Raw genomic sequence first — 24,569 nt, 5'->3', positions numbered from 1 at the left:
CCCGTCGAGCGCATGATGCGCGACGCCAAGATCACCCAGATCTACGAAGGCACCAACCAGGTCCAGCGCATCGTCATGGCCCGCAACCTCCCGTAGCGGAGCGGTGGCCGGGGGCGCGACGGCGTCCCGCCGGCCGCCCGGCCCCGCACACGCGAAAGGGGCTCCCCGGCCCGGGGAGCCCCTTTCGCGTGTCGTCCGTCCGCGCCCGGCGGGCGGTCAGCGGTCCGAGGTGACGGTCACCTTCTCGTCGTTCTGGATCTGCTGCACCAGCTGCTTCACCTTCGGCATGTCCCACTTCAGGGAGCCCTGCGGCGCCGTTCCGGAGATCGGCATGTTCATCGACTTGCCGTCGCCGCCGTTGATGCCCTTCATCGCGAAGAACATCTTGCCGAGGTCGTACAGCGACATGTCCTTGTCCACGATCAGGGTGTCCAGGCCCGCGCCCAGCGTCGGGTAGAGCTTGAACGGGTTGAGGATCGTGCCCGGCGTCGCCGCCTGGTTGGCCAGGGCCGAGAGGAACTTCTGCTGGTTCTTCGTCCGGGCCAGGTCCGACTGCGCGAACGCGTACCGGGTGCGGACGAAGGCCAGGGCCTGCTCGCCGTTGAGGGTCTGCTCGCCGGCCTGGAAGTCGGCGCCGGAGTTCTTGTCCTTGAACCCCTTCTCGATGTTCATGTCCACGCCGCCGAGCGCGTCCACGATGTTCGCGAAGCCGGCGAAGCCGATCTCCGCGTAGTGGTCGATGCGCAGGCCGGTGTTGAACTCCACCGTGCGCACGAGCAGCTCGGGGCCGTCCATCGCGTAGGCCGCGTTGAGCTTGGTGGCGCCGCGGGCCGCGTACTTCTTGCCGGACTCCGAGCCCACGAAGGAGGGGATGGTGACCCAGGAGTCACGGGGGAGCGAGATCATGGTGTTCCCGCTGCCGCAGGCCGCGAGGATCATCATCGAGTCGGTCCGCTTGCCGGCGGCCGAGCCGGTGTGCAGCTTCTTCTTCTCCTCGGCCGACATGCCCTCACGGCTGTCGGAGCCGACGATCAGGTACGTCGTGCAGTCGCCCTCGGCCGGCCGCTCGATGACCTTGGAGAGGTCGACCTCGTTGCGCATCCGGGAACTGGCCCAGGCGTACGTCCCGATGCTCCAGCCGAGCACCGCGACGACCAGCACGATCGAGCCGATCTTGATCCGGCGCCGCCAGTCGGGGGCCGGACGGCCCGGCTGCGAGGCCGGGTAGCCGGGACCCGCCGGGGGCTGCTGCTGACCGCCGTCGTAGCCGCGCTGGCCGTAGACCTGGCCCGTGTTGTACCCGGAGTCGTACCCCTGGCCGCCGGGCCGGCCGTAGCCGTCGTCGTACTGCGGCCGCTGCTGCGGCTGCTGGGGGACCTGGGGGCGCTGCACGTGGCGCATCACGCGAGCACCCTCGGGCTCGGCGCCGCCGTAGCCGCGGTCGCGATCGTTGCTCCGCCCATCGGGCCAGTCATTCATGCGGTCCAGTGTGCAGGCCGCTCCGGGGGCACCGACAGGGTGGGTGGAGTATCGGGTCGAGGCCGTTGCCAAGCTGATGCAAAGGGGACGGCACCGGTACCCGGCATAAGGTGGAGGGCATGACAGATCAGGGCGATATTCCGGGCAAGCCCACCTCCGCGTCCCGCACCACCCTCAGCCACATCATGACGAGCCATGACACGAACCTGCTGGGTACGGTGCACGGCGGCGTGATCATGAAGCTCGTCGACGACGCGGCGGGAGCCGTCGCCGGACGCCACTCCGGCGGACCGGCCGTCACCGCCTCCATGGACGAGATGGTGTTCCTGGAGCCGGTACGGGTGGGGGACCTCCTCCATGTGAAGGCCCAGGTGAACTGGACGGGCCGCTCCTCCATGGAGGTCGGCGTCCGGGTCATGGCCGAGCGCTGGAACGAGTCCACCCCGGCCCAGCAGGTCGGCTCGGCCTACCTGGTCTTCGCCGCGGTCGACGCGGACGGCAAGCCGCGCGTGGTCCCGCCGGTGGTCCCCGAGACCGAGCGGGACAAGCGCCGCAACCAGGAGGCCCAGATCCGTCGCACCCACCGACTGGCCCGCCGCCGCGCGATCAAGGAGCTGCGGGAGCGCCGCGCGGCGGAGGGTTACGAGGACTGAGCCGCGGGACCCCCGCCCGGCCCCGCGCGCTGCCGGGAGGCCCGGGCGGCGCACCCCGCGGCCCGGTCCGCGGCCGGGATCACGCCGAGAGGTGCCCGGCGGGCGGGACACTTCTCACGGACATGCCACCTGGTCCCCGGTCACCGCGTCGAAGCGACCCGTGGGCTTCTCCTCGGCCCGCACCGCGGTCACCCTCCGGTAGTCCGTGCCGGCCGTCACCCGCAGCGTCGCGCCCTGCCCCTTCACCGCCTTCAGCTCCGCCCCCGGCAGCGCGGCCGCCAGCGACTTCGCCGAGCGGTCCCAGCGCGGGTCGTACTCGATCCGGGTCCGGCCGAGCTCCGGCCCGCCGCCGGTGCGCGGGGCGCGCGTGGTGTCGAAGCCCGTGGCCCGCAGGGCGTCGTCCACCTTGCGGCCCAGGCCGTCCGTCCGCGTCGCGTTGTAGACCTGCACGCGGATCGCCTTGGGCGCCACGTCCACCACGACCGTCCGGGCCGGCTTGGCGTCGGCCTTCCGCGGGGTCAGCGGCCGGTCGTCGCGCAGCGCCTCGAAGAGCAGCTGCGCCTTGGAGGCGTCCCACTTGACCGTCGAGCCGATGCCCTTGACCGGGAAGCTCATGTCCCCGATCGGCACGGACACGAACTCCGACGAGGCCGGGGTGAACCCCCGCATCGCCTTGGCGAGCGACAGCAGCTGCTCCGAGCCGAAGCCCTGGTCCGCGCGCACCGAGTTGAGCATCGTCGTGGCGACCTCGCGGAACCGCACCGGGTTGAGCAGCACCCCGCTGCTGGTCGTCTGGTGGATCAGCGCGGCGAGGAAGCGCTGCTGGCGCTGCATCCGCGCGATGTCCGCCGCGCCGTCGACATGGCGCGAGCGCACGTACTGGAGGGCCTGCCCGCCGTTCAGATCGTGGGGGCCGGCCGCCAGGTCGAGGCCGGTGTACGGGTCCTTCATGGGGCGCGGTGTGCAGATCCTCACCCCGCCGACCGCGTCGACGGTCCTCATGAAGCTGGTGAAGTCGACCTCCAGATAGTGGTCGATCTTGACGCCCGTCATGCCCTCGACGGTGCGCACGGTCAGACCGGGGCCGCCCTCGGCGTAGGCGGCGTTCAGCTTCACCGGGTGCGCGTGGTGCCGTCTGCCCGTGGTCGCGTCGACGTGCTCGGGCAGCTCGGCGTACGAGTCCCTCGGCAGGCTCACCACGCTCGCCCGCTCCCGGTCCTCGGAGATGTGCACGAGCATCAGCGTGTCGGTGCAGTGACAGGGCGCCCCGCCGAGCCGGTAGGCGCGCCGTTCCTCGGGGGTGATCCGGTCGCGCCCGTCGGTGCCCACGACCAGCACGTTCATGCCGTTCCCCGCCCGGGGCCGGTTCTTCATGTCCTTGAAGGGGTCGACCCGGTCGATCCCGGTGTCCAGCCCGGTCACCAGGGCGTGCCCGATGCCCCCCGCGCCGAGGACCAGCACGGACAGGGTCGTCGCCATCCGCAGGCCCCACCGTGGCCGCACGGTCCGTCTGACGCGGCGGCCCGGTGCGCTGCGCGCGGCGGCCGGTCGAGGACGGGGCGGGCGGGGCGGTGGGGGCACCGGGGGACACCTCCGCGGTGTGACGAGGGAACCGTGAGCACCGTAGGCCCATACGATCAGCGCCAGCGCGCACCGGCCGCCGCGGCGCGCGACCGTGTCCCCCATTCGCGGTAACGTGGCGGGCGTACCGCTGTCCCTGGGGGACCACCCCCGGACCCCAAGGAAGTCATGCCCTCCGCCCTGCCGCCCGTCTCCGTGATCATGCCGGTCCTCAATGAGGAGCGGCACCTGCGCAACTCGGTCCGCCACATCCTTGAGCAGGAGTACGACGGCGAGATGGAGGTGGTGATCGCGCTCGGGCCGTCCACGGACCGCACCGACGAGATCGCCGCCGAACTCGTCCGCGAGGACCCGCGCGTCCACACCGTCCCGAACCCGACGGGCCGTACGCCCGCCGCCCTGAACGCGGCGATCAAGGCGTCCCGCCACCCGATCGTGGTCCGCGTCGACGGACACGGCATGCTGTCGCCGAACTACATCGCGACGGCCGTCCGGCTGCTGGAGGAGACCGGGGCGCAGAACGTCGGCGGCATCATGCACGCCGAGGGCGAGAACGCCTGGGAGGAGGCCGTCGCCGCCGCGATGACCTCCAAGGTCGGCGTCGGCAACGCGGCCTTCCACACGGGCGGCGAGGCGGGCCCGGCCGAGACCGTGTACCTGGGTGTCTTCCGGCGCGAGGCGCTGGAGCGGCAGGGCGGCTACAACGAGGAGTTCATCCGCGCCCAGGACTGGGAGCTGAACTTCCGGATTCGCGAGGCGGGCGGCCTGATCTGGTTCTCGCCGGAGCTGCGCGTCCAGTACCGGCCGCGCCCGAGCGTGCGCGCGCTGGCCAAGCAGTACAAGGACTACGGCCGGTGGCGCCATGTGGTGGCCCGCTACCACGAGGGTTCCATCAACCTCCGCTACCTGGCCCCGCCGACCGCGGTGTGCGCCATAGCGGCCGGCCTGATCGTGGGCTTCGCGGTCACCCCCGTCGGCTTCGTCCTCCCGGCGGGCTACCTCGCGGCGATCACCGCGGGCTCGATCCCGGCCGGCAAGGGCCTGTCGCCGAAGGCCCGTCTGCAGATCCCGGTGGCCCTGGCGACCATGCACATGTCCTGGGGCTACGGCTTCCTGACGAGCCCGCGCTCCCTGGCGCGGAAGGTCATCGCGAGCCGGCGCCCGGCCGTGCGGACGACACAGGTCTGACCCTCCGGCGGAACTCAGGGGGTGTCGCACGGCCGGCCTCGGCGTGTGTTCGGCGGCGGTGCGTCCGGCCGGTCCGGTCCCGGTACGGCTCGTGGGCGTCCGTGCCCCGGCCGGAGACGGCGACGGCCGGACCCTTCCGGGCCCGGCCGTCGTGTCGTCGGTGGGGAGCCGTCAGCTCTTCCCGTCCCACTTGTAGACGGAGTAGACGTCCATGCAGTCCACCTTGTCGTCCGCGCCGTCCGGCAGGTCGCCCGCCTCGTGCGCCGGCTTCTTGTAGGTGGAGCCCTCGCGCCAGTCACCGCCGATGACGAGCGTGATGTTCTCCGTCTTGGCGTCGGCCCGGACCGCCGAGTCGGGCAGACCCAGGGCCTTGGCGACGGACTGCGCGTCGGACTTCGCCTGGTCGCCGCCCGACGTCGGGTACTTGACCACCGAGTCCGTGCGGGGCTCGGGGGTCCGCGAGGCCTCCGCCTCGGTGAAGCCCTTGCCCTGGAGCGTCGCGGCGATCGAACTGGCCCGCCGCTCCACGGCCGCCCGGCCGCCGGTGGCGGTTCCGTTGACGACCGTGACGTCGAGCGAGCCGGGCGGGGCCGCGGCCGGGCCCTTCGGCTTCGCGGTCGCCGACTTGCCGGGGTCCTTGTCGCCGTTCTTGTCGAGGGCGACGTCGTCGCGGACCATCGCCCACATCTTGTCGGCGGACGCCGGGACCATCTGGAGCCACTCGTTCGGGCGGGCCGGGTAGGCCACCGTGGGGATCGTGGCCGTCGTGAGCCGGTCGATCTTCACGTTCTTGAGCTGCATCGACAGGTCGAAGAGCTTCTTCACCGTGCGGATCTCGTCGGAGACCTGGAGCGCCTTCGTGGCGGTCTCCGCCAGCCCCATGAGACGCCCGGTGTCGGTCCAGGCGTTCTGCTCCTGGAGCCTCTTCATCATGCCGTTCATGTACATGTGCTGGGCCTTGGCGCGGTTCTGGTCGCTGCCGAACGCGTGCCGGGTGCGCAGCCACTGGAGCGCCTGCTCGCCCTTGATCTCGGTGGTGCCCTGCGGCAGCTTCAGCCCGGAGCCGCCCTTCACGACCGCGTTCGACTTGTCCCACACCCCGGTCTTCACACAGACCGGGACGCCGCCCACCTCGTCGGCCATCGACACCACACCGGCGAAGTCGACCATCATCCAGTGGTCGATGTAGACCCCGGCAAGGCTCTCCCAGGTGGTCAGGGTGCAACCCGGACCACCGCGCTGCAGTGTCTCGTTGATGGGCCGGTTGTTCGTGGCGGGGTAGGGCGTGCCGTCCTCGGCCGTGCACTTCGGGATCGGGACGACCGTGTCGCGCGGGATGGAGATGATGCTCGCGTTCTTGCGGTCCGCCGAGATGTGCAGCAGCATCTGGACATCGGCGAGGGGCTTGCGGTCCCGGTCGTTCTTGCCGCCGCCCAGCGCCACGTTCTTCGCGTCGGCGCGGCTGTCGGAACCGATCAGCAGGATGTTGAGCGGGGTGTCGCCGAGCGCGTTCGGCTCGGCCTTCTTCACGCCGCTGTCGCCGCCGGCGCGGCTGCCGCCGCGGATGTTGCCGTTGAGGTGCTGGTAGTAGAGGTATCCGGCACCGGCCGTCACGAGTATCAGGATCGACAGGGTCGCGGCGGTCCAGCGGAGTATCTTGCGTTTCCCGCTCTTCTTGCCCCGCCCGCGCGGTCCCTTGCGCCGGTGACTCGTCCGGCCTTCGCCGGAGTTCCGGTCGCTGCCACCGCCGGCGTCGCCGTCGGTCCGGCGAGTGTCCCCCGTGGAGTCCGCGCCGCCCTCGTCGGCGTAGAGGCTCTCGTCCCACCCCAGATCGCGGGCGGGCGGAACGCCTCCACGCGTCCCCGTCCCCTCCCTACGCACGCTGCTCTGTCCCACCCCTGGTCCCCCTCGTCTCAGGCGTGTGCCACGGCCCGGAGTTTCCGGGTCACTGGGCGCACACCGTCTTGTCGGCTTCCACCTTGTCGACGTCCGGCGCCTTCGCCGGACCGGTGATGGGCACCCCCGCGCCCTTGAAATCGGCTCCGAGAACCAGCGACATCGGCTCACGCTCCCCTGCGTCCACGGTGCCCGGCTTCAGCGCCGTGGCGGGCAGGCCCATCATGTCGGCGAGCTTCCGCGCCTGGTCGGCCTGGTTCGGTGCGTAGGTGAGCGTCGTCTTGGCCGCCTTCTCGGGGGCGTTGGCCTTGTTCGTGGACCTGATGACGCCCTGGTCGTTCTGGAGCCATTCGATCGTCTTCTGCGCCGCGCCCTGAATGCCACTGCCGTTGAAGACGTCCACACGGACGTCGGCGGCCTTGGCGCGCGGCCCCTGGAGCAGCTTCGCCTCGGCCTGCGCCTGGGCGTTCTTCGTGTCCTGCTGCTTCTTCTTGACCTCGGTGAACGAGACGTCGTTCTTGATCATGTCGAACACCTGCGGAGCCTTGTCCGGGTCAGGGACGACGGTGGCCCGCTTGTTCGGCGGCTCGTCGGGGTTGTCCTTGACCGGCACCGTCATGAAGCTGATGTTCTTCAGGTCGATCTTGCCGAGCTCCTTGGCCAGGCTGGTCAGCTTGATGGCGCTGCCTATCCCCTGGTCCACGGTGAGCGCCTTGGTCGCCGCGTCGGCGACCGTGTACAGCTTGGTCGGGCTGTCGAGCGTGTCCTCCTTGAGCTGCCGGATCATGGACGCGAGGAACTGCTGCTGCATCTTGATCCGGTCCAGGTCGCTCTCGTTGCCGAGGCCGTGCCGGTTGCGGAGGAACGCCAGCGCCTGCTCGCCCTGGATCCGGTGCTCGCCCTTGGGCAGGTTGAGCTTGGAGTAGGACTTGTCGTTGATGGGCTTGTTCAGGCAGACCTTCACACCGCCGACGGCGGTCGACAGGGTCTTGACGGCGTTGAAGTTCACCATCATGAAGTGGTTGATCTCCACGCCGCCCGTGAGCTTCTTGACGGTGCGCATCGTGCAGCCCGGGTCCCGGCCGTTCACGCCGAAGGACTCGTTGAAGCGCGTCTTCGCCGTCGAGCCGGGGATGACCTTGGTCGAACCGTCCGGCTGCTTCGTGGGGCAGTCCGGAATGTTGATCTTCATGTCCCGGGGGATGCTCACGGCCGTCGCGTTGGTGCGGTCCTCCGAGACGTGGAAGAGGAGCGTCGTGTCGGCGTGGCCGGTGACGTTGTCCCTGTTCCCGTAGCTCTCGTTGCCCTCGCCGGTGCGGACGTCGTTGCCGATGATCAGGATGTTGAGCGGCCCGTCCATCGACGAGTCGCCGGCGGCGTCACCGACGTCGATCGTCTTGAGGTTGCCGTCGAAGTGGTTGTACAGCGCGTACGCGGCCGTGGCGCCGGCCACCAGGACGACGGCCATGGTGCCGCCGGTCCACAGCAGCACCTTCTTCTTCCTGCCCGCCTTGGACCTGGCGGACTTGCCCCGGCGGCGGCCCGGCGACGGCTGACCGCCGGCCGGCTCCGCGGCGCGGCGGCGGCGCTGCCCCGGTACGGGCGCATCCGTGGTGGTCCTGCCCCGCTCGCCGGTCCGGCCCGGCTCGGCGCCACGTCCCTGCGCGGGAGTGCGGCCGGGCTCCGCGGGCCGTCCCCGGCCGGGAGTTCTCGGACCCGGAGGGGTGGCACCGTGCGAACGGGACGGGGGTGCCGACTGCCCAGCGGAGTGGTTCAGTCGCAGTTCGTAGTTACCGGTCTGCGGGTTGAGTACCCACTGGTCGGCGGGGTCGATCTCGTCCGCCCGTCCACGGCTGTGCGCGTCCACGGTTACTTGAATCCTCCGTCGGTGCCACGCGAGGCGCCTTCCCCGTCGGCGCTCGGTCGTTCGATCCGTTGAGTGCGCGACGACTGGGTCGGCGCACCGGGTCGCGTCACACTATCCGCCCAGTTCAGCGCAGGGCGACGCCAGTGACAAATTCCACGCCCCTTACAACCGGGCAATTTGCCCAAACCTCATACGTCATCACCCTCCCCTTGGATTGCGCTTTACTCACCCCTCACGAGGAGCACACACGCTCCGCCGCGTTCCGCCCCGAGTACGTCGGCGCCGGCGTCGGGCCGGTGGTGCCCGCACGCGGGGGAGCGGCCTGCCTCTCGCTTCCCGAGGTCACCGCCACCGGCTTGTCCTCCCGTAGCCGCTTGAAGAGTTGACTTGCCGCAGGCTGTACGAGTTCGTCCCGGTTCGCGTTGTATGTGTACGGCCGTCGCGGCACCGTCAGGAACTGCACCTTCTCCGTCGGCACGCTCCGCATCGTGCGCGCCAGGTCGTACAGGTCCCGCAGCGAGTCCAGCCCCGGGTCCGTCGTGATCGACTTGGTCGCCGCGTCCAGCACCGGATAGAGCCGGGCCGGGTTGAGCAGGACGCCGTTGCTCTGCACCTTGCTGACCAGTGCCCCCAGGAACTGCTGCTGGCGGTCCATGCGTTCGGTGTCGCTGCCGTTGCCGAGGGACTTGCGGGCCCGCACGTAGCCCAGCGCCTGTTCGCCGTTGAGCGTGTGCTGCCCGGCCGGCAGCTTCAGGTGGGCGTCGTCGTCGTCGATCGGCTCCTTGAGGCAGATCCGCACCCCGTCGACCGCGTCCACCATCTTCTTGAAGCCCCGGAAGTCGATCACCATGTGGTGATCGATCCGGATCTTGGTCATCCGCTCGACGGTGCGGATCGTGCACGCCGTGCCGCCGAACTCGTACGACCAGTTGAACTGCGCGAACTGCTCCCGCGTGCGGGTGCCGTCCGGCTTGCGGCAGCTGGGCAGCTGCACCATCAGGTCCCGCGGGATGGAGACGGCGGTGACGCTGGAGCGCCCCGCCGCGATGTGCAGCAGGATCACGGTGTCGGACCGCTGGCTGCCCTTGTCCTGCCCGTACTTGGTGTTTCCGGCGCCCGCCCGGGTGTCGGAACCGATGAGCAGGATGTTCTGCGCCGAGCCGGCGGCGTGGGTCGGGCGCTCCTTCTCGTACCGGAGCAGCTCGTCCGCGGCCGTGGTGTCGGTGGTGATGTTGTTGTCCAGCTTGCGGTAGAACCACCAGCCGACACCGGCGGCGGCGAGGACGGCCACCGCGACCCCGAGCGCCGTCCAGCGCAGCCAGTGCCGCTTGCGGCGCGGAGCTTCCTCGGGGGTCCCGGTGCCGGTGCCACCTTCGGTGCCGGGCGTCCCGTCCTCGGCCGGGCCGTCCGGTGCGGGGGGCGTGCCAGCACTGTCCGTCACGTCTGGTCCATCCTTCATGGCGTCGGCGGCGCGCCGGCCGCCGGTCGCAGTGGTAGACGGTCGAACCGGACGCTTGGTTGTGCGGAGGGCGATTCCTACCGCCGATCATGTACCGGAGGAGGCGCGCGGACCCGGGGACTCGGCGAGTCGCTGCGCCGTACGAGTGGTCCCCGGGCCCTCACACCACGGTCGCCCTCACACCACGGTCGCGGTCACACCACGGTCGCGGTGACGCGCTCGCTCTCCACCCGCTTGTCGAGGGCCTCGGGCGCCAGCAGTCCGAGGTTCCGGCAGAGCACGACGGAGGCGCCGGCCGCCAACGGCGCGTAGAGCCCGGCGCCGACGCCCTCCCACGTGTCGTACGAACGTCCCGAGAGCAGGCGCGCGCCGGGTGCGAGGCCGAGTGCCCCGGCCTCCGCGCGCGCCCGCTCGACGAGCTGGGTGCCCGTCAGTTCCGTACCGTCGACCAGGAGGGCCGGAGCGTCCGGGTCGACGGGGACGAACGGGGCGAACCGGTCTCCCTGGCTCGGCACCTCGACCGCGTAGTCCGCGTATCCCGCGGGCGGCGCCGGGAAGCGGCGGCCCAGCGGGGCGAGGGAGAGCGCGATCCGGTCTCCCGAGCAGGCCAGGCCCGCTTCCAGGGAGTCGGGGCCGGCGACGACGTAGTCCGCGTCCGCCGGGTCGCCGCCCAGCTCGGCGGTCACGCCGACGGACGAACAGGCGAGCAGCCACACCGCTGTCTGCCAGTGCGCGGGCAGCAGCAGCGCGAGCCGGTCGCCGGGCGAGGCGGACAGCTCGCCCTGGAGGAGATTCGCGGTCTTGGCCACCCAATTGGCGAAGGTGGCGACGGACAATTCCACGCGCTCACCGGTGGCGTCGTCGTAGAAGGTGACCAAGGGGCGGGCGGGGTCCGCGGCGAGCGCGGATCGCAGCAGGTCGGCGGGGGTGCGGTCGCTGGCGTTCACGCGGGCAAGGGTACGCGGGCGGTACCGCGGGAGACCGCCGTACCGGTGACGCCGTCCTCCGGTCGGCCCGACGGACCGTCAGTTTCCGTGCGCCCTCCCGCCATGCGAAACGGCGTGCGGCTGCGGACGATCGCCACATGCGTGCCTACCTCTCTTCCTCGATCGCCGTCACCTGCGCGGCGGTGCTCGCCCTGCCCCTGACCCTCGCCACCCCGGCCGCGTCCCAGTCGCTCGGCCCGCCCGCGACGAGTACGGGAGCGGAACCGGAGCTCGCCGGTTCCACCCAGTCCCTCCCGCTCGGACCGCTGGGGGGAGGTGAACGAGCGCTGGGCGGCGCCTCCGCCGGTGCGGCCCAGGGACTGACCCGACGGGACGTCAGGCCCTTCTCCCTCGTGGGCGTCGTCTGGGACGACGCGCGGCGGGAGCTGCACGGCACCGTCGAGGTCCGCACCCGGGCCACCGGAACGGGACTGTGGTCCGACTGGCAGGCCGTCGGCACCCACAACGAGGAGCACGGGGCCGACCCCGGCACCACGGAGGGCGCGTCCGGCGGGGTCCGCGGATCCACCGCGCCGCTGTGGGTCGGCGACTCCGACGGGGTCGAGATCCGGGTCCGGCCGGAGCTGCCCGGGCTGCCGGACGCCGACGCGCACCCGGAGAGGTACGCGTACCCGGACGGCGAGGAGCAGCCGGCGGCGTACGGACACCTCGACGCCGACGCGCACCCGGCGACGTACGGACACCTCGACGCCGACGCGCACCCGGAGACGTACGCGTACCCGGGCAGCGAGGAGCCGTCGGAGGCGTACGAACTCCCCGACGGCGAGGAGCGGCCGGCGGGCCGGGCCGCCGAGGACTCGGGGCTCCCCGCCGGGATGCGCATCGAACTCGTCGACCCCGGACCGGAGCCGGGCTCCCCGCAGGACCGCGCGGGCGCGGCGACCCGGACGTCCGCCGCCGCGGAGGCGGCCGGCTCCCCGGCGGACACCGGGCTCGCCCCGACCGGTGCGACCGAGATCCCGGCCCTGTCGCGGGCCGGGACGGAGGCCACCCTGGCCGCCGCGGCGGCGAAGCCGTACATCGGGCCCCGGCCGAAGATCATCACCCGCAAGGGGTGGGGAGCCGACGAGAGGCTGCGGGAGCGGGGTTTCGTCTACACCAAGTCGGTCAAGGCGGCCTTCGTCCACCACACCGTCACCGGCAACCGCTACACCTGCAAGCAGGCGCCGTCCATCCTGCGCAGCATCTACCGCTACCACGTGAAGAGCAGCGGCTGGCGTGACTTCGGCTACAACTTCGCCGTCGACAAGTGCGGAAACATCTACGAGGGCCGTGCGGGAGGCGTGGCCAAGGCCGTCCTCGGCGCCCACACCCGCGGCTTCAACACCAACAGCATGGGCATCGCCGTCCTCGGCACCTACGGTTCGGCCTCCCCGCCGGCCGCCGTGGTGAACGCCGTCGCGCGTCTGACGGCGTGGAAGCTGGGGCTCTACGGAGTGAATCCGAAGGGCACGACGTATCTCGTCTCCGGTGGTGGAAACCGTTACAAGAAGGGCAAGAAGGTCAAGTTCAACACCATCTCCGGTCACCGTGACGGGTTCGCCACGGAGTGCCCCGGCAAGCGCCTCTACAGCAAGCTCGGCACCGCCCGGACCACCTCCGCGAAGTACCAGGGGCGACGCTGAGGAACCGGGCGCCTGAGCGTCTGCATAAACTGACCGGTCATATCGCACGGACGCGCGATATGACCGGCCCCGAAAACAGGAACCGGCCCCGCACAGGAAGCAGAGACGACAGGTGACAGAAGCAATTCTCCTGGTCGGTGGCAAGGGCACGCGCCTGCGGCCCCTGACGGTCAACACGCCCAAGCCCATGGTTCCGGCGGCAGGCGTCCCCTTCCTGACCCACCAGCTGGCGCGGGCCCGGGCGGCCGGCGTCGAGCACATCGTCCTCGCCACCTCGTACCTGGCCGAGGTCTTCGAGCCGCACTTCGGGGACGGCTCGTCGATGGGGCTGAGCCTGGAGTACGTCACCGAGGAGGAGCCCCTCGGCACCGGCGGCGCCATCCGCAACGTCGCCGAGCGGCTGCACTCCGGCCCGGACGACCCGGTCCTGATCTTCAACGGCGACATCCTCACCGGCCTGGACATCGGGGCGCTGGTCGCCACGCACGAGTCCTCGGGCGCGGACGTCTCGCTCCACCTCACCCGGGTCGACGACCCGCGCGCCTTCGGCCTGGTGCCGACGGACGCGACCGGCCGCGTCACCGCCTTCCTGGAGAAGCCGCAGACGCCCGAGGAGATCGTGACCGACCAGATCAACGCGGGGGCGTACGTCTTCCGCCGCGCGGTCATCGACACGATCCCGGCCGGCCGGCCGGTCTCCGTGGAACGCGAGACCTTCCCCGAACTGCTGGCCACGGGCGCGCATCTGCAGGGCATGGTCGACTCCACCTACTGGCTCGACCTCGGTACCCCGCAGGCCTTCGTCCGCGGCTCCGCCGACCTGGTCCTCGGCCGCGCCCCCTCGCCGGCGGTCCCGGGCCGCTGCGGCGACAGCCTGACGCTCCCCTCGGCCCGGGTGGCCGCCGACGCCAAGCTGTCGGGCGGCACGGTCGTCGGCGCGGACGCGGTGATCGGCGCGGGCGCCCGCATCACGGGCTCCACCGTCCTGGCGGGCGCCGTGGTCGAGCCGGGAGCGGTGATCACCGACTCCCTGATCGGCGCCGGCGCGCGCATCGGAGCCCGCGCGGTCCTGGCGGGCGCCGTCATCGGCGACGGCGCCCACATCGGCGCGGACAACGAACTGCGCGACGGCGTCCGCGTGTGGTGCAACGCACAGCTGCCGGCCGGAGCGGTCCGCTTCTCCTCGGACCAGTAGCGGGACCACGTCAGTCTCACCGACAGGGGCCACCGCCGCCGGCACTCCCGGTGACGGTGGCCCCTGTCGGTGCCGCGGACCCTCGGACCGCCGCGGCCCGCCCCCCACCGGAGCGGCCGCCCCCGCGCGGACCGGCACCGCGACGGCCGCGACCCCGCCGCCACCCGACAGGGCCGCACCCGCCCCGTTAGGCTCGTAGCCATGGCCGGCCGCTTCGCTCCCCGCACCACCCGCACCACCGTGCGCGGAGGCCACATCGGCGTCCCCGCCGCCCGCCCCGCGGGCGGTCCCACCCCCGCCGCCGGTTCCCCGGCCACGGCGGCCGGCACCACGCGCCGGTGGACACCGGCCGCCCCCACGGACCTCGGCCTCGTCCTCGGCCCCCTGCGCCGGGGTCCCGCCGACCCGACCTTCCGGGCGACCCCCGACGGCTCCTTCTGGCGGGCCACCCGGACGCCCGTAGGCCCCGGCACGCTGCGCGTCGCACTGAACCGCGGCGAAGGCGTCGTGGAGGCCGAGGCGTGGGGACCCGGCGCGGATTGGCTCCTCGACGGCCTGCCGCAGCTGCTCGGCGCCGAGGACGAGCCCGCCGCCTTCACCCCGCGCCACCGGCTCCTCGCCGCCACCCACCGCCGCCGCCCCGGCCTCCGGCTGACCCGCACGGGCCTGGTGATGGAGTCGCTGATCCCGTCGATCCTGGAGCAGAAGGTCACGACGAACGAGGCCTACCGCGCCTGGCGCCTCCTCGTCCGCTCCTACGGCGAACCCGCGCCCGGCCCCGGGACGCCGCAGCTCCACGTCATGCCCGACGCCCGCACCTGGTCCCTGATCCCCTCCTGGGAATGGCACCGCGCCGGCGTCGACGACAAGCGCGCCGCCACGGTGCTGCGCGCCGCGAAGGTGGCCCGCCGCATGGAGGAGGCCGCCCGGATGGAGCCCGAACAGGCCCAGCGGCGACTGGAGTTGATCCCCGGCATCGGCCCGTGGACCTCGGCCGAGACGATCCAGCGGAGCAACGGGGCGCCCGACGCCGTCACCGTCGGCGACTACCACCTGCCCGGCATCGTGGGCTACGCCCTGGCCGGCGACCGCGCCGCCGACGACGCGGCCATGCTGGAACTCCTGGCCCCCTACGCGGGGCAGCGCCACCGAGCGGCCCGGCTCGTCCTGCTCAGCGGCCGGACCCCGCCGCGCCGCGCGCCCCGGATGACCCCGGGCGACATCGCGGCGCTCTGACCGGCGGCCGCCCCGCCGGCCCGAACGACGCCGAGGCCGGGCCACCCGGCCCGGCCTCGGACGCCCGGGCGCGCTCAGCGCCCTGCGTGCCTCAACGCACCTCGACGAAGTGAGCCGTCTCCCGCGCAGGCCGCTCCTTCGGCGGCTCCGCGGCATGGCCGATCGCCACCGCGCCCATCGGGTCCCAGTCCGCCGGCAGTTCGAGGACCTCCCGTACGACCTCACGGCAGAACATCGTCGAGGACACCCACGCCGAGCCGAGCCGCTCACCGGCGAGCGCCACCAGGAAGTTCTGCACGCCCGCGCCCGCCGCGACCACGAACATCTCGCGTTCGGCCGCGTCCCGGCGCGCGTCGCCGTAGTGGTGCGAACCGTCCATGACCAGGCACGGCACCGCCAGGTACGGCGCGTTGCGCAGCACGTCGCCGCGGCGCACGCGCCGGGCGATCGACTCCTCCGACCTGCCGTCCCGCCGCAGGTCCGCGATCCACGCCTCCCGCATCGCGTCGAGCAGCCGCGTGCGGGCCCCGGCCGACTCCAGCAGCACGAAGCGCCAGGGCGTGGTGTGGTGCGGGGCCGGTGCCGTGACGGCGGCGGCGACGGCACGCCGTACCGCGCCCGGGTCCACCGGCTCGCCGGTGAACGCGCGGACGGTGCGCCGCAGGGTCACCGCCTCGCGTACGGCCTCCGAGGTACCCAGCCGGAACATGTCGTCGACGGAGTCCCGGACAAGCGACCGCGCGCCCTCCTTGTCCGAGGGGTCCACGAGGTGGCCGAGCCCGCGGACGACCGCGACCGGCAGACCGGAGGCCTTGCCCTTCACCAGGTCGCCGGCCGCGGCGAGCTCGTCGGCGACGGCCACGATCGTCGCGCTGAGCGGGTTGCCGTGCGCGTCGGTGCCACCGCGCAGGTCGTCGAGGACCCGCACCCCGGCCGCGCCGATCGCGACGTCCGTCAGACCGGTGCGCCAGGGGCGGCCGAAGGTGTCCGTGACGACGACCCCGACGTCGACGCCGAGCGCGTCGCGCAGTCCGTCGCGCAGCACGCGGGCCGAGGCGTCCGGGTCCTCGGGCAGCAGGAGCACCGTTCCGGCCGGGGTGTTGGAGGCGTCGACTCCGGCCGCGGCCATCACCAGGCCCTGCCGGTTCTCCACGATCCGGAGCGTGCCGCGGCGGGCGACCACCCGCACGGTCTCGGCGTCGATCGCCGTCTCGCGGTCGTCGGCGGCGACCACCCTGCCCTCGGCCTTGCTCACGATCTTGGAGGTGACGAGCAGGATGTCGCCGTCCTCGAGGCCGGGTGCGGCCGCGGCGATCAGCTCGGCGAGATCGTCTCCGGGCCGTATCTCGGGCAGCCCGGCGAGTGCCCGGACCTGGTACGCGTCGCCGGCCGCCGGCACCCGGCCGGGGCCCGTGACGGGGTTCCCCGGGCCGGTGGCCGCCGTACCCTCCGGCGAGCCGTCCGCGGGACCCGTCATCCCCGGACCTCCGCCGCCAGCGCGAGCGCCTCGCGTGCCATAGCGGCGGTCGCGTCCACGTCCGTCATCATCAGCGGCACCGCCCGGCAGCGGATGCCCGCCGCCTCGACGTCCGCGACCGCGCCCTCGTCGACGGTGTCCACCAGCCAGCCGTCCAGCAGCCCCGAACCGTAGTGCCGTGCCACGGCCGCGGCGGTGGCCTCCACGCCGACCGCCGCCAGCACCTTGTCGGCCATGCCCCGCACCGGCGCGTCGCCGACGATGGGGGAGAGGCCCACCACCGGCACGTCCGCCTCGGCGATCGCCTCGCGGATGCCCGGCACGGCCAGGATCGTGCCGACCGACACGACGGGGTTGGACGGCGGGAACAGGACGACGTCCGCCTCGGCGATCGCCTCCAGGACGCCCGGGGCCGGCTTCGCGGCCTCGGCGCCGACCGGCACCACCGCGTGCGCCTCCACGGAGGCGCGCAGCTTCACCCAGTACTCCTGGAAGTGCACAGCCCGGCGCTCGCCGTCCACGTCGACGGCGACGTGCGTCTCGATCCGGTCGTCCGACATCGGGAGCAGCCGCACGCCCGGCTGCCAGCGGGCGCACAGCGCCTCGGTGACCGCGCTCAGCGGATAGCCGGCGCCCAGCATCTGGGTGCGCACGATGTGCGTCGCGAAGTCCCGGTCGCCGAGGCCGAACCACTCGGGCCCCACCCCGTACTCCGCGAGCTCCTGCTTCACCGTGAAGGACTCGCCCTCGCGGCCCCAGCCCTGCTCCTCGTCGATGCCGCCGCCGAGCGTGTACATCACGGTGTCGAGGTCGGGACAGACCTTGAGTCCGAAGAGATGGATGTCGTCACCGGTGTTGCCGATGACCGTGATCTCCGCGTCCGGTGCGGCCCGCTTGAGACCGCGAAGGAAGCGTGCACCGCCGATGCCACCTGCCAGAACCACAATGCGCATGCACAGCAGTCTGTCAGGCGGGTACGCCGTTCAGCGCCGCCGGGGCGCACTGCGCCCGGCGCGACTCGTGCATGGGCATCTCGGTGAGGCCCGGGTAGTACACGTGCAGGCTGATCGCCGGCTCCAGCGAGTCGTTGACGACCTCGTGGACGTACCCCGGCGCGAAGACGCGCTGCGCGCCTCCGGAGAGCGTCCGCACGCCCCGGTCCGTACGCTCCGTCAGCTCGCCCTGCAGGACGGTCAGTACGCCGGACGAGGCGCCGTGGTCGTGCAGTCCGCTGCCCTGGCCGGGCACCCAGGAGAGCAGCCAGACCTCGTAGCCGGGCCCGGTGCGCAGCCGGTGGTACCAGCGGGTGGTGGCGTCGTACTCGACGTGGGGGGCCCACTGCGCGCGGTCGGCGGCGATGGCGCGGGCGAGACCGGCGAACTCGGCCACGGTCGTGGGGTGCTCACGAGCGGGCTGCAGGAGGTGCTGGACCTCGAGGATGTCGCCGGCGATCTGAAGGTCGCTGTCGCTGTTCATGGGTGCGGTGGTTCCTCGGCAGAAGCAGGAGTGCAGGTGCGGGGGGTGTCGCAGGTGATTCGCGGGGCACGCGGAGGGCGTGGAAGGGATCGACCGCGTGGGAGCTGGAGCGCTGACGGCATCAACAGCTGGAACAACAACAGCAACAGCGCGCCTGGACAGCGCTGCGGAACCCACCGGTGTGGGTCGCGAAGGGCGCTGAGGTCGCTGGCATGGCATCAAAGGTGGCGGGAGAGAGTCCCGACTGTCAACCCAATGACCGATTTGGGCGCAATGTTTCACCTCATCCGGTTGCAGCGTCCGGAGAAAGGTTTGTGCAGCCGTGAGGCGGGAGACATGGCGCAGCAACCGCGCCTTAAACGTGGTGGGGGTCCTGTGATCAGACTGTGATCTCGATCGCTTCCGCGGCGAGAGGGCAACAAGATCAACGCGTCGGACGTCCTCCCCTGAGAAAGCGAGCGGTGTGGCCAGGCCAGTGGCATGTGTCAGGTTTTTGGTGATTTGAACACTTTCCGCATAGCCTTGGTTCCGCAGAGTGAATACCGGGCCCAATAGCAGATTCCGGCTTGACTCGCACAGAGCACAAACTTGTAATTTCACTCGTGTCGTTCGGCCGGGATCGAGGACGGCCACATCACGGGGACGCGAAGACGGACGAGGGGCGCACATGACCGAGTTGTTCCAGGAACTGCTGGTCGAGGACGCGGACGAGGAACTCGGCTGGCAGGAGCGCGCGCTGTGCGCCCAGACCGACCCCGAGTCCTTCTTCCCCGAGAAGGGCGGCTCGACCCGCGAGGCCAAGAAGGTCTGCCTCGCCTGCGAGGTCCGCTCCGAGTGCCTCGAATACGCCCTGCAGAACGACGAGCGGTTCGGCATCTGGGGCGGCCTGTCCGAGCGCGAACGCCGCCGCCTCAAGAAGGCCGCGGTCTGAGCCGGCCGCCCTCGCCGCTCACCCGGCCGTACCGCGCGACAATCCGCGCACACCCGTACACAACGAACGGTCCGCCCCCTGTGCTCTGTCCACAGGCGGCGGACCGTTTTCATGACAGCCGTTAGTGTGGGGCCCCGTCCGAGACGCACCCACGCCCCCCTGCGGGCGACCCCCCCCGGCCGGAGGGCCCGTACCTCGATGTCCTCAACTCCTGAGTTCCCGCGACACGTCGTCACCGCCGTGCTCGTCTCCCACGACGGCGCTCGCTGGCTGCCGGACGCCCTCGCCGGGCTGCTCGCGCAGGAACGCCCCGTGCAGAACGTCGTCGCCGCCGACACCGGCAGCGCCGACGACTCCGCGCAGCTCGTCGCCGACGCCATCGGCGCCGACCGCGTGCTGCACCTCGCCCGCCGCACGGGCTTCGGCGCCGCCGTCGAGGAGGCCGCCCGCACCGCGCCGGTGCTCGGGCCCGAGGAACTCCCCTACCTCAAGCGCCCCAGCGGCTGGGACCCGGTCAGCAGGACGTGGCGCGACGACGCCTACGACATGCCCGAACTCCCGCACGGCGAACCCGTGCAGTGGCTCTGGCTGCTCCACGACGACTGCTCCCCCGAGCCGGACGCCCTCGCCGAACTCCTGCGCGTCGCCGATTCGGACGCCGACGCCGCCGTCGTCGGACCGAAGCTGCGCGGCTGGTACGACCGCCGGCAGCTGCTCGAGGCCGGTGTCTCCATCGCCCGCAGCGGCCGCCGCTGGACCGGCCTCGACCGCCGCGAACAGGACCAGGGCCAGCACGACCAGGTCCGCTCCGTCCTGTCCGTGTCGAGCGCGGGCATGCTTGTGCGCCGCGACGTCTTCGAGGACCTCGGCGGCTTCGACCGGCGCCTGCCCCTGATGCGCGACGACGTCGACCTGTGCTGGCGCGCCCACGCCGCCGGCCACCGCGTCCTCGTCGCCCCCGACGCCGTCCTGCGGCACGCCGAGGCGTCCGCCCGCGAGCGCCGCACCGTCGACTGCGCCGGCCGCTCGGTCGCCAACCCGCACCGCGTCGACAAGGCCGGCGCCGTCTACACGCTCCTCGCCAACACCCGCGGCGCGGCCCTGCCCTACGTCCTGCTCCGGCTGGTCGTCGGCACCCTCCTGCGCACCCTGACCTACCTCGTCGGCAAGGTGCCCGGCCAGGCCGTCGACGAGGTCATGGGCCTCTTCGGCACCCTGCTGCGCCCCGAGCGGATCCTCGCCGCCCGCCGGCGGCGCAAGAACCCCGCCGTCGCCCCGGACGAACTGCGCCCGCTCTTCCCGCCGCCCGGCGCCACCGTGCGCGCCGCCGCCGAGCAGGTCGTCTCCCACTTCGGCGGTTCCGACGCCGACTCCGGGGGCTCCCGCCACGGCGCCGTCGAGTCCGGGCCCGGCGGCGACGACGCCGACTTCCTGGAGGTCGAGCAGTTCGCCCGGCTGAAGAAGATCGCCGGCAAGCCCGGCCCCGTCCTCTTCCTGCTGCTCCTCCTGGTCTCCGTGGTCGCCTGCCGCGGCCTGTACGGCGGCGGTTCGCTCGCGGGCGGCACCCTGCTGCCCGCCCCCGACTCCGTCTCCGGCCTCTGGGCCCGCTACTCCGACGCCTGGCACGCCATCGGCACCGGCGGCACCCCGACCGCACCGCCCTACCTCGGCGTCCTGGCCGCGCTGTCCGCGCTCTTCCTCGGCTCCACCTCCTTCGCGCTGACCCTGCTCCTCGTCTGCTCGGTCCCGCTGGCCGGCTTCACCGCCTACTTCGCCGCCCGCGGCGTCGTCGAGTCCCGGCTGCTGCGCGCGTGGGGCGCCATCGCGTACGCCTTCCTGCCCGCCGTGACCGGAGCGCTCGCCACCGGCCGCCTCGGCACCGCCGTCCTCGCGATCCTGCTCCCGCTCATCGCGCGCGCGGCCGTCGCCGCCCACGGACTGCGCGGCGAGGAGCGCGGCAGCTGGCGCGCCACCTGGGCGTACACCTTCCTGCTCACCTTCGCGATGGCGTTCACCCCGATCGTCTGGCCGCTCGCCCTCGTCCTCGGCATCGCGGTCCTCGTCCTGCGCCGCGGTGACATCACCGCGTACGCCCTGCGCTTCCTGGCCGCCCTCGGCACCCCGCTCCTCGTCCTCGCCCCCTGGTCGCTGAGCCTGCTGACCGGGCCCTCCGCCTTCCTGCGCGAGGCCGGGCTCGACATCCGGACGGGAACCGCCTCCGCCCTCGACCTGCTGGGCACCAGCCCCGGCGGCCCGGGCACCACCGGCGGCCTCCTCCTCATCGGCTTCGTGCTCGCGGCCCTGGCCGGGCTGCTGCGCGAGGAGCGGCAGTTCGCCGTCCGCGTCGCCTGGGCGGCCGCCCTCGCCGGCCTGCTGTTCGCCGTGCTGTCCAACGGCGCCGGCGGCACCGGCTGGTCCGGCCCGGCCACCCTGGTCTACGGTGCCGCGCTGCTCACCGCAGGCATGATCGGCGCCGAGGGCGGGCGCACACGCGTCGCCGCGCACGGCTTCGGCTGGCGCCAGCCCGTCGCCGCGCTCATCGCCCTCGCCGCGGCCGTCGGACCCGTCGTCGCCGCCGCGACCTGGATGATCGCCGGTGCGGACGGCCCGCTGACCCGCCGCGACCCGATCCAGGTCCCGGCCTTCGTCGCCGAGGAGAGCGGCACCCGCGACCAGCCCCGCACCCTCGTCCTCGGCGGCACGCCCGGCGAGGTCGTCTACACCCTGGTCCGCGGCTCCGGCGGTCGCCTCGGCGACGCCGAACTGGCCGAGGCCGCCGGCAGCGACCCGCGCCTGGACAAGGTCGTCGGCCACCTGGTCGCCGGCTCCGGCGCGGACCAGACCGAGGAACTCAGCGGCTTCGCGATCCGGTACGTCCTCGTACGGGACGGCGCGCCCCGCCAGATGGGCCGCGTCCTCGACTCCACGCCCGGCCTGAGCAGGCTCAGCCAGCTCGACGGCAGCGCCCTGTGGCGCGTCGACCGCGAGGTCGCGCGGGCCACGATCGTCCCCGCGGCCAAGTCGGGCGGCGAGGCCGCCCGGCCGGTCGCCGTCGCGGCCGGGCCGGTCGAGGCGCACACCAAGATCCCGTCGGGTTCCGCCGGACGCGTGCTGCGCATCGCCGACCGTGCCGACGAGCGGTGGACCGCCACCCTCGACGGCAAGGAGCTGCGGCGGACCACGCTCGACGGCTGGGCCCAGGGCTTCGAACTCCCCGCCGAGGGAGGCCGCCTCGACCTGACCTACGACGAGCCGCTCACCCACACCGCATGGATCTGGACGCAGGTCGGCCTCGCCGTCGTCCTGCTCGTCCTCGCGCTGCCGGGCCGCCGCCGGGAGATCGACGACGACCTCCCGGAGGAGGAGGCCGTCATCCCCGCCCAGGCCATGGAGGGCGACGGCCGTCGGGCCCGCCGTCTGCGGGCGGCCGCGGAGGCGGCCGAGGCGGAGGCGGCCGAGGGCGTCGCCGAGGAGCCGGCCCAGGCGCCGGCACCCGTGCCCGCACAGGCCACCGCGGAGCAGGCGTACGAGGCCGCGGACTGGGACGGCACCTACGACCCCGCGTACGCGCAGCAACAGCAGCAGGAGTACGCCCAGCAGGGCTACTACCAGGAGTACCCGGCCGACCCGTACCAGCAGCAGTATCCGCACCAGCCCGCCCCGCAGGCCTACGAGCAGCCGCAGTACGACCCGCAGCAGCCGCAGTACGACCCGCAGTCCTACGACCCGTACGCGCAGCAGCAGTCGTACGAGCCCCAGGCCTACGACCCGCAGCAGCCGTACGACCCGTACACCTACGGATACGGCGACGGCCAGGGCCCCGAGACCCAGCAGCGTCCCGACGGGAGCAGCAACCAGTGAAGCGCACCACCCTCTCCCTGATCGCGGTCGCCACCGCACTCGCCGCCGTCACCGGCTTCGCAGCCCTGACCGCGCCGGACGGATCGTCCTCCGCCGGGGCCAAGGCCCCGGCCCGGCTGCCCGTGGAGCGCTCCAGCCTGCTGTGCCCCGCGCCGAGCACGTCCGAGGTGGCCGAGACCGTCTACACCTCCTACACGCCGGCCGGGAAGGACGCCGCGGGCAAGACCGGCACGGGCAAGGCCGCCGCGGGGAAGGCCGGAGCGGTCAAGGCAGAGCTGGCGCCCGCCCCGCTCGCCGCCGCCGCACCGGGCGAGACCCCGCCGAAGAAGCCGCCGACCGCCAAGGCCCCGGCCACCGTCACCCAGCCCGGCACCCCTGTCGGAGCCGAGGCGAACGGCGGCGCGGCCCCCGCCCTGACCGGCAAGGCCACCGGCACCCTCGCACCCGGCTGGACGGTCCAGCAGACCACGATGGTCCCCGCCGGCGGCGCCCGCGGACTCCTCGGCGTCTCCTGCACCGCCCCCGACACGGACTTCTGGTTCCCGGCCGCCTCCACCGCCAAGGAGCGCCAGGACTACGTCCACCTGACCAACCCCGACGACACCGCCGCCGTCGCCGACATCGAGCTCCACGGACCGAAGGGCGCCCTCAAGTCCCAGCTGACCGAGGGCATCCCCGTCCCGGCGCACTCCAGCGTCCCGGTCCTCCTGTCCACCCTCACCGCCGAATCCGCGGCTGCCGACGTCACCGTCCACGTGACGACCCGCACCGGCCGGGTCGGCGCCGTCCTCGGCGTCGCGGACGACAAGGCCGGCAGCGACTGGCTGCCCGCGTCCGCCGACCCGGCCGGGAGCCTCGTGCTGCCCGGCATCCCCAAGGACGCGACCTCGGTGCGCCTGGTCGCGTACGCGCCGGGCGAGGACGACGCCGACCTGAAGATCCAGCTGGCCGGCCCGAGCGGCACGATCGTCCCGGCGAGCGCCCAGTCCCTGAACGTGAAGTCGGGCATGACCGCCGCCGTCGACCTGCCGGACCTCACCCGGGGCGAGGCCGGCTCGCTGCTGCTCACCCCGTCGGACCCGAAGAAGGCCACGCCCGTCGTCGCCGCCCTGCGCGTGGTCCGCGGCAAGGGCGACAAGCAGGAGATCGCCTTCATCCCGGCGGCCGCGGCGATCACCGCCCGCGCCACCGTCGCCGACAACCGCTCGGCCGGCTCGACGCTCTCCCTGACCGCGCCCGGCGCCGACGCCACCGTCAAGGTCACCGCTTCGGCGGGCACACAGGGCGGCACGCCGGTCACGAAGACCGTCACCGTCAAGGCGGGCACGACCACGGCGATCGCGCCCCCGGTCCCGGAGGGACTGAAGGGCACCTACGCGCTGACCGTCGAGCCGGTCTCCGGCGGACCGGTCCACGCGTCGCGCACGCTGGCGCTGCCGGAGAAGGGCATCCAGATGTTCACGGTCCAGACGCTGACGGACGACCGGGGCACGGTCGAGGTCCCGTCGGCACGGCAGGACCTCTCCGTCCTCGACGACTGACACGAGGCCCCGGTCGACACGAGGCCCCGGTCCCGCCGCGGAAGGCAGTGCGGGGCCGGTGCCGGCGGTGAGGGGCACCCCTCACCGCCCGGACGGC

Annotated in this window: 18 protein-coding genes; 9 read left to right on the top strand and 9 right to left on the bottom strand. The window is 72.8% G+C overall.

The genetic code is table 11. The features are described 5' to 3' along the window. On the top strand, positions 1-96 hold a 96-nt coding region (locus tag ACGFZF_RS37080), incomplete at its 5' end, for an acyl-CoA dehydrogenase family protein (RefSeq protein ID WP_157849844.1). Between the two features lie 120 nt (positions 97-216). On the opposite strand, the gene ACGFZF_RS37075 is transcribed toward ACGFZF_RS37080, so the two are convergent. After that, positions 217-1,479, bottom strand: a complete 1,263-nt coding sequence (locus ACGFZF_RS37075) for an LCP family protein (RefSeq protein WP_393561699.1) — start codon at positions 1,477-1,479, stop codon at positions 217-219. A 119-nt stretch (positions 1,480-1,598) separates the two neighbouring features. Between ACGFZF_RS37075 and ACGFZF_RS37070 the strand changes: the two genes are divergently transcribed. After that, complete coding sequence (locus ACGFZF_RS37070; protein ID WP_393561697.1) at positions 1,599-2,132, top strand: acyl-CoA thioesterase; 534 nt, start codon at positions 1,599-1,601, stop codon at positions 2,130-2,132. A gap of 114 nt (positions 2,133-2,246) precedes the next feature. Here the strand turns inward: ACGFZF_RS37070 and ACGFZF_RS37065 are convergent, their stop codons facing one another. Continuing rightward, complete coding sequence (locus ACGFZF_RS37065; RefSeq protein ID WP_393561701.1) at positions 2,247-3,617, bottom strand: LCP family protein; 1,371 nt, start codon at positions 3,615-3,617, stop codon at positions 2,247-2,249. 264 nt (positions 3,618-3,881) lie between these two features. Here ACGFZF_RS37065 and ACGFZF_RS37060 point away from each other — a divergent pair, with 264 nt between their 5' ends. After that, entirely contained in the window at positions 3,882-4,901 is a 1,020-nt protein-coding gene (locus tag ACGFZF_RS37060; protein ID WP_393561695.1) for a glycosyltransferase family 2 protein, read from the top strand. A gap of 171 nt (positions 4,902-5,072) precedes the next feature. Here ACGFZF_RS37060 and ACGFZF_RS37055 read toward each other — a convergent pair whose 3' ends face one another. From ACGFZF_RS37055 to ACGFZF_RS37040, 4 genes are all read right to left on the bottom strand, one after another. Continuing rightward, the gene (locus ACGFZF_RS37055) at positions 5,073-6,782 is read right to left on the bottom strand and encodes an LCP family protein (RefSeq protein ID WP_393561693.1); all 1,710 of its coding nucleotides are present in this window, start codon (positions 6,780-6,782) and stop codon (positions 5,073-5,075) included. A 64-nt stretch (positions 6,783-6,846) separates the two neighbouring features. Continuing rightward, complete coding sequence (locus ACGFZF_RS37050) at positions 6,847-8,664, bottom strand: LCP family protein (protein ID WP_393561691.1); 1,818 nt, start codon at positions 8,662-8,664, stop codon at positions 6,847-6,849. 232 nt (positions 8,665-8,896) lie between these two features. Continuing rightward, a complete protein-coding gene (locus tag ACGFZF_RS37045; RefSeq protein WP_393561689.1) occupies positions 8,897-10,123 on the bottom strand; it encodes an LCP family protein in 1,227 nt (408 codons plus the stop codon). A 194-nt stretch (positions 10,124-10,317) separates the two neighbouring features. Further along, positions 10,318-11,070, bottom strand: coding sequence for a TIGR03089 family protein (locus ACGFZF_RS37040; protein ID WP_393561687.1), 753 nt, complete (start codon positions 11,068-11,070; stop codon positions 10,318-10,320). Positions 11,071-11,207: 137 nt separating this feature from the next. Here ACGFZF_RS37040 and ACGFZF_RS37035 point away from each other — a divergent pair, with 137 nt between their 5' ends. From ACGFZF_RS37035 to ACGFZF_RS37025, 3 genes are all read left to right on the top strand, one after another. Further along, a complete protein-coding gene (locus ACGFZF_RS37035) occupies positions 11,208-12,755 on the top strand; it encodes a peptidoglycan recognition protein (RefSeq protein ID WP_393561685.1) in 1,548 nt (515 codons plus the stop codon). Positions 12,756-12,867: 112 nt separating this feature from the next. Continuing rightward, positions 12,868-13,950 (top strand): sugar phosphate nucleotidyltransferase, encoded by a 1,083-nt coding sequence (locus ACGFZF_RS37030; RefSeq protein ID WP_393561683.1) that lies wholly within the window; start codon positions 12,868-12,870, stop codon positions 13,948-13,950. 201 nt (positions 13,951-14,151) lie between these two features. Then, the gene (locus tag ACGFZF_RS37025; RefSeq protein WP_393561681.1) at positions 14,152-15,186 is read left to right on the top strand and encodes a DNA-3-methyladenine glycosylase family protein; all 1,035 of its coding nucleotides are present in this window, start codon (positions 14,152-14,154) and stop codon (positions 15,184-15,186) included. Positions 15,187-15,277: 91 nt separating this feature from the next. Here the strand turns inward: ACGFZF_RS37025 and ACGFZF_RS37020 are convergent, their stop codons facing one another. The 3 genes from ACGFZF_RS37020 to ACGFZF_RS37010 are packed head-to-tail and all read right to left on the bottom strand — an operon-like array spanning position 15,278 to position 18,139. Then, positions 15,278-16,663: a coenzyme F420-0:L-glutamate ligase gene (locus tag ACGFZF_RS37020; protein WP_393561679.1), complete on the bottom strand. Its 1,386-nt coding sequence runs from the start codon at positions 16,661-16,663 to the stop codon at positions 15,278-15,280. After that, the gene (gene cofD / locus ACGFZF_RS37015) at positions 16,660-17,616 is read right to left on the bottom strand and encodes a 2-phospho-L-lactate transferase (protein WP_393561677.1); all 957 of its coding nucleotides are present in this window, start codon (positions 17,614-17,616) and stop codon (positions 16,660-16,662) included. Before cofD ends, ACGFZF_RS37020 begins: the two co-directional genes overlap by 4 nt. 13 nt (positions 17,617-17,629) lie before the next feature. Continuing rightward, complete coding sequence (locus ACGFZF_RS37010) at positions 17,630-18,139, bottom strand: cysteine dioxygenase (protein ID WP_393561675.1); 510 nt, start codon at positions 18,137-18,139, stop codon at positions 17,630-17,632. A 667-nt stretch (positions 18,140-18,806) separates the two neighbouring features. Here ACGFZF_RS37010 and ACGFZF_RS37005 point away from each other — a divergent pair. The 3 genes from ACGFZF_RS37005 to ACGFZF_RS36995 all read left to right on the top strand — a co-directional run bounded on the left by ACGFZF_RS37005 (position 18,807) and on the right by ACGFZF_RS36995 (position 24,472). Beyond that, the gene (locus ACGFZF_RS37005; protein WP_015033978.1) at positions 18,807-19,070 is read left to right on the top strand and encodes a WhiB family transcriptional regulator; all 264 of its coding nucleotides are present in this window, start codon (positions 18,807-18,809) and stop codon (positions 19,068-19,070) included. A 198-nt stretch (positions 19,071-19,268) separates the two neighbouring features. Beyond that, complete coding sequence (locus ACGFZF_RS37000; protein ID WP_393561673.1) at positions 19,269-22,931, top strand: glycosyltransferase family 2 protein; 3,663 nt, start codon at positions 19,269-19,271, stop codon at positions 22,929-22,931. After that, on the top strand, positions 22,928-24,472 hold the full coding sequence (locus ACGFZF_RS36995; protein ID WP_393561671.1) for a DUF5719 family protein: 1,545 nt from the start codon (positions 22,928-22,930) through the stop codon (positions 24,470-24,472). Before ACGFZF_RS37000 ends, ACGFZF_RS36995 begins: the two co-directional genes overlap by 4 nt. The last annotated feature ends 97 nt before the right edge of the window (positions 24,473-24,569 follow it).

This window comes from Streptomyces sp. NPDC048338 (genome assembly GCF_043201055.1).
Classification (GTDB): Bacteria; Actinomycetota; Actinomycetes; order Streptomycetales; family Streptomycetaceae; genus Streptomyces.
This window is presented reverse-complemented; position numbering and strand designations above follow the sequence as displayed.